The organism is Planotetraspora kaengkrachanensis, from assembly GCF_016862895.1.
Classification (GTDB): domain Bacteria; phylum Actinomycetota; class Actinomycetes; order Streptosporangiales; family Streptosporangiaceae; genus Planotetraspora; species Planotetraspora kaengkrachanensis.
Genome location: NZ_BONV01000035.1, coordinates 32,078 through 44,986, shown reverse-complemented (window position 1 = coordinate 44,986; position 12,909 = coordinate 32,078). Strand labels below are relative to the sequence as shown.

The following is a 12,909-nucleotide window of genomic DNA, read 5'->3' as shown; positions in this document are numbered from 1 at the left end:
CCTGAGCTCTGTATCAGGTGGCTGTTGAAACTCGCGTACGCCCGACTGCCCATCCCGTTTGGTGTCGACCCGCCGCGAAGCGGCAGCGGGCCGGGTGGTGCACCCACCCCGCCTGCACACCGCCTGGCTCGAGGCGCACACGGAGTGGGGTCCCGGGCAGCACGAGGACGGTTTCGGGCTGGACCCGTCCGACGAGGTGGACGTCGACTGCACGAGGATGGCGCCATATCACCTACATTCGGTCCCCACCTTGCGGACAGTGTCCCCGGCATGCATGCTCATGCCCATGGGCCAACCAGCGTCTGGCACCGATATCCCCTTGACCATGATTCGGCAGGTCAAGCTGCCGGTGTCGGACCTACAGCGCAGCGTGACCTGGTACCGGTCGTTGCTGGGTCTGGAGCTGGGCTGGGAGTTCGTCGAGCAGGGCGTGGTTCGGGGTGCTGTCCTCGTGGACCGGGCGACAGGCTTGCTCATCGGGCTCAGGGACCGCACCGTCATTCCCGGCCAACCGAGCCTGACGGGATTCGATGCCTTTTCTCTCGGGGTCCCGTCCGTCGAGGCGCTGCACAAGCTCCGCGATCGATGTGAACAACTAGGCTTCGCTCACGCAGACCTCATGGACCGCGGACCAGGCGGGTGGCAGCTCGACGTCCCGGACCCGGACGGCACTGTCGTCCGCTTCCTGTCTCCATTGGCCAATTCGGGTTTCCGTGGAGTCGAGTTCTTCACCGACGGGACAATGGCTTTCTACGACGAACCCCGATTGAACGCGACGTGATCGGGTGAAGCACACCGAGTATCGGACCTCGGTTGATGCTTGACGCTTCGGCCCCGCCTGAAGCCCTACATGATCACGACGTGGCTACCGACTCGAACTCTGCGCGGATGGCCGCCATGTCGCCCACGGCACTTCCGCTCATGCCGAATTGAGTGCACGCATCTTGGTTGATTTCGGCGTTCGGATTTGAGCGTCAGCCGGTGAAGCCGAGCAGCTGGGCTCGTCCCGAGTACTCGATAACGAAAACGGCGGCCCGGGAACAGTCCCGGGCCGTCGTTTGTGGTTCATGCCTGGAAGTAGTGCCCCTCGTTCAGGTCGGCGATTAGGCCGGGATGGGCCGGGGTCCAGCCGAGCAGTTCGTGGGTGATCACGGCCGACGCCGGGTTGTCCATCTGCGCGAACCACCCGAGGGGGCCGAAGTAGTCGTCCGCCTCCTCGGGGCCGATGCTGCGGACGGGGATGCCCAGGTTGCGGCCGACGGCGGCGGCGATCTCGGCGAACGGGACCCCCTCGTCGGCGACCGCGTGCAGGCGCGAGCCGGCCGGCGCCTTCTCGAGGGCGAGCCGGTAGAGGTCGGCCGCGTCGAGCGTGTGCACGGCCGGCCACCGGTTGGCGCCCTCGCCGACGTATGCGGCATACCCCTTCTGCCGGGCGGCGGCAATGATGGCCGCGATGAAGCCGTGGTGGTCGAGCGAGCTGTGCACCGTGGGCGCGAGCCGGACGATCGAGGAGCGCACGCCGCGCGAGGCGAGGTCGGCCACGAAGTTCTCCGCATCGATCCGGTAGCCGCCCGGGAACACGTCCCGTTCGGTGCCAGGGCGGCCGACGACGCCGCCCATCACGAGCATGCCCGTCCCGCTCGTGCCGACCAGTGGCTTGCCGGAGCCGTCCAAACCGTCGGCCAGTGCCTTGAGGGCGACTAGGTCGGCCTCAGCAGCGCCGGTCATGTCGCCGCTCAGCATGAGGTCGTGGCGGAACGCGAGGTGGATCACGCCGTCGGAGTCGGCCGCCTCCTCGCGTAGCACGTCGAGGTCGGACAAGTCGCCGCGGCGCACCTGGGCGCCGAGCTTCTCGATCGCGGCGGCCGACGCGTCGGAGCGGGCCAGGCCGACGGCCTGGTGCCCGGCGGAGAGTAGTTCCGGCAGGACCGCGGAGCCGAGGTGGCCGGAGGCGCCGGTGACGAATACCCGCATCGTGGTTCCTTCCCAAAGACTGATGTCATCTTGCGACATCACCGTACACCGTGATGTCACCATGCGACATACTCTCCCCGCAAAGGATGTCGCCGTGTGACATCGGATACGATGGTCGGCATGGCCCGCTGGCAACCGGACGCGCGCGCCCGCTTAGAGGCGGCCGCGTTGGAGCTATTCCACGAGCGCGGCTTCGAGCAGACCAAGGTCACCGACATTGCGGCCCGCGCCGGCCTCGACAAACGCACGTTCTACCGGCTCTTCGGCGACAAGCGCGAGGCACTCTTCAGCGGAGGCAAGCTGCTGGAGGATGTCCTGGTCAGGGCGGTCGCCGAGACGGACGCCGCCCCTTTCGAGACGGTCATCGCCGCCTTCCACCAGGTGGCGAACGAGATCTTCGCCGACCGCCGGGACCTGGTTCGGGTGCGTCAGTCCATCATCGAGAGCAGCCCCGAGCTACAGGAGCGCGACCTGCGCAAGACGGGCTCGCTGGCGGCGGCGGTCGCCGCCGCCCTGCGTGCCAAGGGCGTCGGCGAGACCACGGCCACCCTGGCCACCGAGTCGGGCGCCACTGTCTTCCGGGCGGCGTTCGCTCGCTGGGTCGCGCCTGGCTGCGACGCCTCCCTCGCCGACCTGATCACCGAGATGGCCGCCGAGCTGCGCGCGGTCACGTCGGCCTCAGCCGCGCCGGCTCCGAACGCGGCGACGCCCACCCGACGGTTGTGACGAAACGTCGGCAACACCCCTGAACGGTGCACTGTTCTGCCGCGTAGCGGGCAGGCGCACGGTCCGCTCCGTTCGACGCCGATCCGTTGCGGGCAGCAACAGCCGCCTATCTCGCCCGGTACAGGGGCACCACGAGGATGCAGGTGCGGGCTGATCGAGATCCCTTGAACGCATCACCGGTCGGGACAGAACAACAGGGCTCGAGGAACCCGGTCGCCCATCTGCATCCGGTCGACGAAACTGTGCCGATGCATCACGCCGGCCTCGAAATGCCGACTCTCCATCGGGACGGGTCGGTGGCCGGCGATGAGTTTGGGATGCTGCGCTGGTCTACCTACCGATTCCGCCTGACTCGAAAGGATCACCGCGATGGCAAAGGTCATCTCCACGCTGTTCATCTCGGCCGACGGTGTGGCCGAGATCAACCCCGATTGGCACTTCCCCTATTTCGACGAGAACATGGGCCGCGCCGTCGGCGAGGATTATGACACCGCTGATGTGCTGCTCATCGGCAGGGAGACCTACGACAGCTTCGCCGGAGCCTGGCCCGACCGCGAGGCGGCGGGTGGGGACGACGCACCGTTCGCCAAGCAACTCGGGGACGTGCGCAAGGTGGTCGTCTCGCGCCAGCCGCTGGAGTTCTCCTGGCGCAACTCCGAGCTGATCAAAGGCGATCTCCTCGATGCCGTCACCTCGCTCAAGGCCGATGCCGGCATCAGAGGCATCCTGATCCCCGGCTCGATCTCCGTGGTGCAGCAGTTGCTCGCCGCGGGGCTGGTCGATGAGCTGCGCCTGCTGGTGCACCCGGTGGCGGCGCGTAAGGGCCGCAGGCTGTTCGACGACGGCGAAGCGCCGTACCACCTGAGAATGACGGCGACGGAGGCGTTTCCGACGGGCGTGATCCGCGTGATCTACTCGCCGACCGAGGCACCCACCAAGGTCGGCTACGACGAGGTCAAGGACCAGGTGCCCGGCGGGAAGTAGTGGCCTTCTCGGGAGGATCGCCGTAGCGGCGCCACATCCGGTGGTCGGCGATGTGATCGTCCGATGGCGCACCACCTGGGCAGGAGGGATACGCGGTACCGGCTTCTCGGGACAGGATGCACCGGGCGGGGCGGGCGCCGAGAAGTTCCCGACGCTGCCGGGGTCAGTACCGGCGACACATCGACTACGCGCGTGGAGGACGACATGGCGCTGGACCTCTTTGCTGGTATCCCCGTCACCGACTACGCCGCGGCGTTGCCGTGGTACGAGCAGTTCTTCGGCGGGCAGCCCTCGTTCCTGCCGAACGACATCGAGGCAGTGTGGGAGGTGGCCGAGAACCGTTACATCTACATCGTGCAAGAGCCGGAACGGGCGGGGAACGCCCTGGTGCTGTCGTTCGTCGACGACCTGGACGACCGGGTCGCCGAGATCGCCCGGCGGGGCATCGAGCCTGCCAGGCGCGAGACGTACGACGGTGGCGTGACCAAGGTGACCTACCGGGACGCGGAAGGCAATGAGATCAGCTTCGGCGGCGTCCCGGGGTGACGCCACCTCGGACCTGATAACTAACCCACTCTCCGCCTGGTTGTGCACCGGCTCGGCTGTACGGCCGCGAGTACAGGCAAACGGATGGCGGAACTCGACGGACGTTCACGGATGCAAACTTCCGGGTCAGAGCTCGGGCCTTGATCGAGTCGACTTCTTGCCATCCGGAGCTCTTGCTCTACGAGACGGAACGGCGGGGGTTCAGAATCTCGGTGATCCGGGTGAACCCGTCCGCGCCATGGCCACGCCCGATGGCGCGGCGCGCCAAGCCTTCGGCCGCGCGCATCACGCCCGCGTCGATGCCATGGGCCTCGGAGGTGCGGACGATGTGGGCCATGGACGATACCGCCGAGGTGATCGGGTTGTCCTCGCCGGAGAACCTGCCGCTGTCCACCTCCTCCGCAGCCTGCTCGAAGATCGGCGGCAGGATCGCGCCAATTCCCTTGGCGAACGGCGCCAACTCCCGTGCGGTGACCCCCTCAGCCCTCGCCACCGCCAGCGCGTGCGCATAGCCCGCCATCGCGGTCCAGAAGATGTCGAGCAATGCGATGTCGTATGCAGCCGCCCGGCCGATTTCCGCACCGAGGTGGGTGGATGTGCCACCCAGAACGTCCAGCACCGGCCGGTGCTCCCGGTAAAGCTCCTCTGGGCCGCTGTAGAGGAACACCGCCGCCGACGTTCCGATGGTCGTGGTCGGCGTCATGATCGCACCGTCCAGGTACCCGATGCCGTGCTCGTCCGCCCAAACCGCAGTGTTCCGGGCCCGGTCGGGGGCGTCGGCGGTCACGTTCACGGCCCGGGGTCCGATTCCAGACCGTGGTCCGCAGGCCGGCATCCAGGAAGGCACCAGCCAGGGCCCGGCCCATCGGCCCCAGTCCGAGCACGGTGACAGCAGACTGTTCGGTGTGCGAGATCATGACTCAACTCCTGCGCGAATATCGACGAACGGCAATGAATGGGATGAAGATGACGCGCAGCCGTGCCCAGGACCCGAATGTCTGCGGAGTGACCGCCGCGATCGCCGTGATTGACGGCAAGTGGAAGACGATTTTGCTCTGGCTCCTGGAATCCAGTCCGCACCGCCCCGGGGAGCTGCGCCGGCGACTGCCTGGCCTCACCGAGAAGGTGCTGACTCAAACGCTCCGGGAGATGGAGACCGACGGACTGGTCCATCGGGAGGTGCACGATGTACGGCCGCTGAAGACCGTGTACTCCCTGACCGCCTTCGGCCGTGAACTCTCCGAAGCGTTGGCGCCTGTTTCCGACTGGGGCCACCGCTGCCTGGAGAAGCTGGCCGAGTCCCAACCGGTTTCCTGATACACCCGCCGACCTCCCCATCTCCCCTGCGTCTGACGGCCCTCCGACCGCCCACCAAGCTTCAGGCCGCCCCGGCCCGGCCGACAAGTACCCACAAAAAAGTGGCTACGACGTGCGATCTCGAACCAGCGTGTTATGTCGCTGTTCTCTCAGACCACGAAAGCGGTCGCCAATCGATACGAGGATTGCGGTCCCAGCCAAGTCCTCGCGCCGGGCAGGCCGACCTGGCCGATCCAGCCGATCGACGTCCGCGACCTCGTCGGCCTCCTGCTCAAGGCCGCCGAGAATCGGCTATCTGGTTCGTACAACACGACGGCGCTTTGGCGGAGAACCACCAGGTTGCGGAGCTAGGCATCGACCCTGTCAAGGAGGAGCGAGTCCTCGCTGCGTTGAGAAGTCCCAGGTGACGTCGTCGGCGCGTGTAGGACTGTCGGGTATCGGTCCGCAGGCCACTGCGACCGGCACTCCATTGCGAGGCTGGAGCCGACCTCTCATGCCGAAAGTAGTGCATGTGATCATGCCAAGGTTCGGACGACGGCGTTGGACACGGCCGAGACGTTCATCGAAGTCTCGCACATGGTGTTCGTCTCGCATCCGGACGTTACGGCGGCCTTCATGCAGCGGGTGGCCGCCGAGACGGCGTCTAGCGGTGCCGGGCGAGCAGTTCTGCGAGCTCCCCGAGGTCGGCTCGCAGGAGCTCGGGTCCGCCGTCCTGGAATGTGCCCATCAGCTCGACGGCGCGGTCGAATGCCCGCCGCGCCCCGGCCACGTCACCCGTCGACAGCAGAAGCTTCGACAGATCCCGGAGCGAATAGACCTGCGTCGGTCCCTGCGCCAACACGCCGCCCAGCCGGACCGCTGCGGTGTATTCCTCGATCGCCTCGTCGACTCGGCCCATGCCCGCGAGGCTCTGCGCGAGCATGTGCCGGATCCACGCTTCCTCGGTCCACTGGTCGAGGTCACGGCAGATGTCGAGCGCCTGCCGCAACGCGTGTACCGCCTCCTCGAACCGCTTAAGCTCGGCGAGCGACTGACCTATGCGCATCAGGCCGTTGAGTTCGGTTTGACGCTCTCCGCTGAGCCGGCTCAGAGTCACCGCCTGCCGGGCGTGTTCCAGCGCCACCTCGTGGTCGCCAAGCGAGGTGTACACCGCCTGGAGGTTGTTCCGCACCGCGCTCTGCTCCTTGGTCATGCCGTGCTCGGTGTAGTGCCGCAACGCGGTCCGCAGCAGGTCGAGGGCGTCGTCGTTCGCGCCGGAGTACCAGCGGGGACCGGCGAGGCTGCGGCACAGGTGCGCCTCGCCGATCGCGTCACCCTGCTCACGGGCGGCGCGCAGCGCCAAGCGGACGACGTCTTCCCAGTCGCGGATGAGGCCCGCACTCTCCAGGTACTGCGGCATGGCCAGGGCCAGCCGCCAAGGGGCGACACCGTGGTCACCCTCGGCCGCGATGTGGACAGCCTCGAACAGAACGTCGCGGTGACGGTCGAACCAGCCGTAGGCGTTGTCCAGTGAGCCCTGCCGCTCGGCGATAACGCCGTCCGGCGGAGGCGGCGGCGGTGAGATCCGGAAGTAGCTCTTCAGCTCGGACTGGGCATTCAGGACACTGTGCAGGTAATGCTGCAGGAGCCGGCTAACCGCCGCCGCCTGCTCAGCGGGCGGTTCGGTTTCCCGGAACAGCTCCTCCGCGTACGCCTTGACCAGGACGTGTGAGGTGAACCGGCCGTGGTCGTCCTCCGTCACCAGCGCGGCCTCCGCCAGTTCCATGAGGGCCTCGCGGGTGCGTCGCGGCTCCCACGCCGACAGACTCGTGGCCGCCTCGGCCGTGATGCCCGGGGTCAGCGCGACCGACAGCAGCCGGAACAGCCGGGCCGCGTCGGGACTCAGCTGGCGGTACGACCACGCGAACGTCGTACGCGGGTCACGCACGCCCCGCCCGCCGGGGAACGCCGCCAGCCGGTGGGCGCCGTCGCGCAACTCCGCGACGACCGACGCCAGCGACAGTCGCGGACGGGCGCTGAGCCGGGCGCCCAGGATCGCCAGTGCCAGTGGCAGCCGCCCGGACAGCTCGACGATCGCGTCGAGGGACTCGGCGTCGCCGCCGGTGACACGTTCGGTGTGTGTGAGCCGCCGTTCGAGCATCTTGCGGGCGACCTGCCGGTCGGGCAGGTCGACCCGGATGAGGCGGGCGCCTCCGAGGACGGCCAGGCCTACTTGCGGGAGGCGGCTGGTGACCAGCACCAGACTTCCGGCTGAACCCGGCAGCAGCGGCTGGACCTGCGACTGGTCGCGGACGTTGTCCAGTAGCACCAGGATCCGCTTCCCGGCCGTGAGGCTGCGGTAGGTACCCACCAACGCCTCCAGCGACTCCGGGGCGTCCGCACCGCGCAATCCCAGTGCGTAGAGCAGGGAGCGCAGGGCTTCGACGGCCGGGACGCCCTCACCGTCGTCCTCGTGGCCCTGCAGGTCCAGGTAGAGCTGGCCGTCGGTGAACTTCCGGGCGACGCGGTGCGCGAAGTGCGCGGCGAGCGTCGACTTGCCCACGCCGCCCATGCCGTCCATCGCGATCACCAGTGGACCGGTGCGGTTGGTCGTCGCGGCCACGAGGTCGTCGAGCACCGCCAGTTCCGCCCGGCGTCCGACGAACAGCGGAAGATCGGGCGGCAGCTGGGCCGGGACAAGAACGGTGGGCGCGGTGGGCGGCAGCTCGGCCGGGACAAGAACGGTGGGCGCGGTGGGCGGCACCGCGGCTGGGGTGACCACGATCGGGGTCAGCACCCGCAGGTACGCCTCGCGCAACTCGCGCCCCGGGTCGACACCGAGCTCGTCGGCGAGACGTTCACGAATCGACTGGTACACCGCCAGCCCTTCGGCCTGGCGATCGGCGCCGGCGAGCACCGCCATCAGACTCGCGTGCACGGGTTCGTGGAGCGGGAACATTCTCGCGGCCAGTCGCAGCGGCGCGAGCACCTCGCCCGGACGGCCTTCGGCCACCGCGATACCGGCGGCATCGACCGCCGCGTCGACGAACTGGCCGTCGATGCCGGCGAAGACGGCCGCAGCCGCTGCGTTGTCCGCCAGGCCTCCGCCCGCCTGACCCTGACACAGCTGCAGGGCCTCGCCGTACCGGTCGAGCGCCTCACCCGTCCGCCCAGCGGCGGCCGCCGCTTTCGCCGCCGTGACGAACCGGCCGAAGGCGGCCAGGTCGAGCACGTCGGGACCGGCCGTCAGCCGGTAGCCGTTGCCCTGGCGGGCCAGGTACGACCCAGACGACCGCGGCGCCACGTCGGGTTCCAACATCCGGCGTAGTGCACCGATGTACTTTTGGATGATATTCACCGCGGTCGCCGGCGGGTCCGTCACCCAGATCAGGTCGACGAGCTCGCCCAGTCCGACCGGCCGGCCGTGCTGCGCCAGCAGTAGTGCCAGCAAAGCCCGCTGCTGCCGGGGGCCGGCATCGACCTCGATATCACCCCGCCATACCCGTAACGGGCCCATGACCTGCAAGCGCAACCGAACCTTCATCAGGCGCCCAGCCGGTGGCAGTGGTAGACCGGGGCGGGCGACAGATTGACGCACGACGTCCGGTTTTGGTGCGGTCACCGGCACAACTTACAGGCCGTGGCACGCGCCGCCGATGCGCGCACGGCTATCGCGCACTAACCCGAACACTCATAGACGATGTATGCAGATACCCTTGCGAGATCACGTGCGCGGATCTGCCGCGAGTCGCACACCCGACACCGTGGTTCTGGTTGATCACATCGATCATCAAACCGAGGCAGGACAACGTGCGCCCGCCCTGTGTCAGACCTCGGTTGATGCTTGACGCTTCGGCCCCACCTGATGCTTTACATGATCACGGCTAGGCCGGCGACACTTCCTCTTCTGCCGATGGTCGGGTGTCTGCCTCCGGTTTTGTCTGCGCTGTTCTGGTTCTCCTGACCCGCCTGGCTGTTGGGCATCAGACCGACTTGGCGTACGAAGCGCGCGGGGGTGGGCGGCAGTCCCTAGCGCGATGGGACTACGGAAATCTGGCGAGTCGTGCGCGTGGGCGTGTGCAGACTGAGTGCATCGTCAGACGGACGGAGGTCGCAGCGATGACAACGACGTCAGCAACGCTCCCCGAAGGCGTCATCGAGGTCGACGGGATGCTCTGGAAGCCGAAGCCTGGCGTGACCGCCACGGCCGAGGAGTTCATTGCGGCGCGGACGCGGTTCGTTGAGATCAACTGCGACGGCAGATGGAACCCGTGGGTACTCGATGAGCGCCGGGCCGAACTCGATGAGGCGATCGCCATCATGGGTCAGTGGACGCGAGCCGAACCCGGACACCGCCGGCTGACGTTGAAGCAGCTGGAAGCGCGCTGGGAGCGCGAGGACCGCAAGCTGGAACGTGAGCGCGCCGCTGCCGACAAGCAGCGCGAGGCCCGCAAGCAGCACTACGACCCGGAACGGGCGCAGGCACGGCTCTCGCTCATCGAGAACCTGTCCATCCTCGACCACCTGCAGACGGAGCTGGCTGCGTTCCGGGACGGCTCGCGCTTCCCGGGCATGGAGCCGGTCAAGCGTCAGAAGGAGATGGCCGAGCTTGAGACCAAAATCGAGCGTGTCCAGGAGTTCGTGAAGCGCCTTGAGGCCGAAGTGGGCGACCCGGAGGAGGTCATCGACAAGAACGGCTGGTTGCCCGGGGAGCGGCGCGAGGCCTTGCTCTTTCAGTACAAGTACGACCGGGAGTTCGCGGTTCGGGACCTGCGGAAGCAGCTTGCCGACCTGCGGTCCACCTACAAGGCCTCGAAGGACCGAAAAGAGCGCTCAGACCTGCGCTTCAAGATCAGCATGGCGCAGCACAAGCTCGGTGATCTGCTGGCGGTTTCCGAGCTTGCCGCCGAGCAGATGTGCAGTGAGTGCGCCACGCCGATGTTCAAGCACGGTTGGGTGACGCCGCCGTATGACGGCCCGTGTCCGGCCTGGCCGGGGTGGGCGAAGCGGATACAACGGGTGCGGGAGATGTTCAAAGCTGCCGTCGAGGCGAGCAAGGGGCGTAAGAAGCCGCCGGCGCCGCCGCCCCTCAAGCCGGAACCGCTGGCCGTCACGGGGTTGCCGATTGCGGAGATCATGGCGCGACTGGCCGAGCTGCAAGAGCAGTTCCCTGATGCCGAGGTGAGGCGCGGACGGGCGAACCGATGGGAGCTGTGGCCGGCGAAGAGTTAGACGTAGCAGCGCTCATGGTCAGTAGAACGAGACAGTGCTGGTCAAGAACCGGGGTACCGTCGCAGTGCGGCTCGGGCGGGCAGGGGGCTCCCGCCATGCTCCGCCGGTCGTGGCCGGTTTTGCTGCTGCGTGCAACCGCTTGAGATGGACGGTTCGCCTAGAGTCGAGCGCATGTATTTCGTGTCCCGGTGGCGGGAGGAATCACCGTTCAGTAAGCGGGTAGTCACTGTGCCCGACGCCACTGTACTGGGTTGGTTTCAGCGCGGCTGGAACCGCGACGACCCGGAGGCTTGGATCGACAGCGAGTTGGGCGGCGACGTCTACGGCCTCGATTCGATCTTCGATGAGGCTCGGAAGCGGAACCTGCCCCGGCCGGAGAGCGTTGACGTACTGCGCGAGCTACTGCACGAGCACCTGTGGGTCGAGGGGGATGACGACTTCATCCGACTCGGCGATCATGCCCTGAGAGTGCGTACCGATGACGACGAGGTGGACCTCGCCTACTACTTCATCGACGACGAGACCGCCGCCGCCTCACCCGAACGGCTCACGTTCCTGCTGCACGACACCTGGCCGCTGCCCACCGGTGCGGCCGCGTCCGGTGCGGTCTTCAGTCATGGCGTACCGGTCCGTACCGTCCGGCTCGCCCCACCGGGGCCCGAGTCAGTCTTCTCGGTCCGCCTGTGCTGGGAATCGCCCGACGGCCATCGGAACCTGGACCTAACTGGCGCCCTGGCCTTCCCCGGCCTGACCCTGCCTGATCTCGCCGCCCACCTGCGGGGCGTCGACGGTCCCGGCGCCCACCGCTGGCCGCACGACGCCCGGCTGCTGCGAGCACTGGTCGCTCCCGGTGAGGAGGACATCGCCCCAGCGATGGAACGCTACGCCCAGATGGATGGATACGCCCCATCCCCCGCCAGCATCGACCGAGACCTTACGCACAAGGAGATCCACCGAGAGACGCTGGAAATGCTTCACCCGGAGCGACCCGCCAAGTCCCTGATCCGGGGGGAGACGCACATCGCGCAGGTCGCCCGATACATCGACGGATTCTTCGGGTTCGATCAGTGGTTCGTCTTCGATACCCGGTGGGCGGCAGCCCACCCGAACCTGGCCCGCTCGCTGCTGCGCTACGCCGCCAGCTGGGACCCATACGCAGTCTAGGAATTCTTCGCCGACGTCCCGGAACTGGACGACCGGCAGAACTCAGCCAACAGCACGCCGAGCGTCGCACCGCCCACATTTCTCCACCGCTACCGCACCAGTGCGCTTTCCTCCCAGAGAAGGGACACCTGGATCCTGAGAGCACGCGCTCCACTGGCCTCCGGCAGCCGGGCATGATCAGCCACAACGCTCTCTTCTGCCGCGATCCGCGCTCTCTGCCGATGTGAGTCCGTAGTCTCCCGGCTGGGCTCACGTCGATATGGTCATGGCCTGGGACTGCCATCGGTACGGTTCGCCCACGCGTTCCACTCTTCCACCGTGGTGATCTGCACGCCCTCGGGCAGCACGAACGGCCTCGCTGTCGTGGCGGCCACCGTGAACGGCTTGAAGTCGTGATCCGTGAGCATGTGGTAGATGAACTCCGACATGCTCATGTCGTATCGGTGCCACGGGTCGGCGCCGTCCTTGCGAGCGATCACCGGCCACGCCGCCGGATCGGTCTCCGCGTCCGCGAGCCAGTAGTACTCACCCTCGGTCTGATCGTCACCCCAGCCGAGCAGACCCGGCCGCCCGGGACCGCCGTACAGGTCGTACGGTGCGTATAGACCCGCATATTCCGGATGGTCTCGGTGCCACCGCCAGGAATGGAGCAGGCCGTCCGTCGCCGCGTCACCGCGCGGCTGCAGGAGCCGCAGGAACCCGGAGTAATAACCGCCGCCGAGCAGCGAGCACAGCTCGCGGTAGTCGGGCGGCAGTGTCGTGCCCAGCTCGGCCTCGACCGGCGTCCAGTCGATGTCACGCAGCTCCGGCCGCGCGCTGGTCACCTCGATGATCCGCTGCGTCCAAGACACGATCGTCATCCTGCCAAACGTTGGGAACCCTCGCACGCGTCCGCTCATGCCGCTGTCCGTGAGCTTGCTCACCTCGCCGGCAGGGGCGTGCACCGCGCGGACGAGCGTCCGTTCCCGACGCCTTGGACCGACGGCA

12 protein-coding genes are annotated in these 12,909 nt (G+C 67.6%); 7 read left to right on the top strand and 5 right to left on the bottom strand.

Features of this window, described 5'->3' with window-relative positions:
- Positions 1–325 precede the first annotated feature (325 nt).
- Positions 326–781, top strand: a complete 456-nt coding sequence (locus tag Pka01_RS30045; RefSeq protein WP_203886294.1) for a VOC family protein — start codon at positions 326–328, stop codon at positions 779–781.
- Positions 782–1,065: 284 nt separating this feature from the next.
- On the opposite strand, the gene Pka01_RS30040 is transcribed toward Pka01_RS30045, so the two are convergent.
- Complete coding sequence (locus tag Pka01_RS30040) at positions 1,066–1,974, bottom strand: SDR family oxidoreductase (protein ID WP_203886293.1); 909 nt, start codon at positions 1,972–1,974, stop codon at positions 1,066–1,068.
- Positions 1,975–2,070: 96 nt separating this feature from the next.
- Here Pka01_RS30040 and Pka01_RS30035 point away from each other — a divergent pair, with 96 nt between their 5' ends.
- The gene (locus Pka01_RS30035; protein ID WP_239115558.1) at positions 2,071–2,700 is read left to right on the top strand and encodes a TetR/AcrR family transcriptional regulator; all 630 of its coding nucleotides are present in this window, start codon (positions 2,071–2,073) and stop codon (positions 2,698–2,700) included.
- Between the two features lie 173 nt (positions 2,701–2,873).
- Here Pka01_RS30035 and Pka01_RS30030 read toward each other — a convergent pair whose 3' ends face one another.
- Positions 2,874–3,089 carry a hypothetical protein gene (locus tag Pka01_RS30030; protein WP_203886292.1) on the bottom strand — a complete coding sequence of 72 codons (216 nt, stop codon included), beginning with the start codon at positions 3,087–3,089 and terminating at the stop codon, positions 2,874–2,876.
- Between Pka01_RS30030 and Pka01_RS30025 the strand changes: the two genes are divergently transcribed.
- Both Pka01_RS30025 and Pka01_RS30020 read left to right on the top strand, forming a co-directional pair.
- Positions 3,070–3,684, top strand: coding sequence for a dihydrofolate reductase family protein (locus tag Pka01_RS30025; protein WP_203886291.1), 615 nt, complete (start codon positions 3,070–3,072; stop codon positions 3,682–3,684). The two genes, Pka01_RS30030 and Pka01_RS30025, sit on opposite strands and share 20 nt — an antisense overlap.
- 192 nt (positions 3,685–3,876) lie before the next feature.
- On the top strand, positions 3,877–4,230 hold the full coding sequence (locus Pka01_RS30020) for a VOC family protein (protein WP_239115556.1): 354 nt from the start codon (positions 3,877–3,879) through the stop codon (positions 4,228–4,230).
- Positions 4,231–4,408: 178 nt separating this feature from the next.
- Here Pka01_RS30020 and Pka01_RS30015 read toward each other — a convergent pair whose 3' ends face one another.
- Positions 4,409–5,023, bottom strand: coding sequence for an imine reductase family protein (locus tag Pka01_RS30015; protein ID WP_239115576.1), 615 nt, complete (start codon positions 5,021–5,023; stop codon positions 4,409–4,411).
- A gap of 122 nt (positions 5,024–5,145) precedes the next feature.
- On the opposite strand from Pka01_RS30015, the gene Pka01_RS30010 reads away from it, so the two are divergent.
- Positions 5,146–5,547 carry a winged helix-turn-helix transcriptional regulator gene (locus Pka01_RS30010; protein WP_308442297.1) on the top strand — a complete coding sequence of 134 codons (402 nt, stop codon included), beginning with the start codon at positions 5,146–5,148 and terminating at the stop codon, positions 5,545–5,547.
- Between the two features lie 643 nt (positions 5,548–6,190).
- On the opposite strand, the gene Pka01_RS30005 is transcribed toward Pka01_RS30010, so the two are convergent.
- A complete protein-coding gene (locus Pka01_RS30005; protein WP_275414516.1) occupies positions 6,191–9,043 on the bottom strand; it encodes an AfsR/SARP family transcriptional regulator in 2,853 nt (950 codons plus the stop codon).
- 602 nt (positions 9,044–9,645) lie between these two features.
- On the opposite strand from Pka01_RS30005, the gene Pka01_RS30000 reads away from it, so the two are divergent.
- The gene (locus Pka01_RS30000; RefSeq protein WP_203886289.1) at positions 9,646–10,758 is read left to right on the top strand and encodes a hypothetical protein; all 1,113 of its coding nucleotides are present in this window, start codon (positions 9,646–9,648) and stop codon (positions 10,756–10,758) included.
- Positions 10,759–10,887: 129 nt separating this feature from the next.
- On the top strand, positions 10,888–11,922 hold the full coding sequence (locus Pka01_RS29995; protein WP_203886288.1) for a hypothetical protein: 1,035 nt from the start codon (positions 10,888–10,890) through the stop codon (positions 11,920–11,922).
- Positions 11,923–12,185: 263 nt separating this feature from the next.
- On the opposite strand, the gene Pka01_RS29990 is transcribed toward Pka01_RS29995, so the two are convergent.
- Entirely contained in the window at positions 12,186–12,782 is a 597-nt protein-coding gene (locus Pka01_RS29990; RefSeq protein ID WP_203886287.1) for an SMI1/KNR4 family protein, read from the bottom strand.
- Positions 12,783–12,909: the final 127 nt, after the last annotated feature.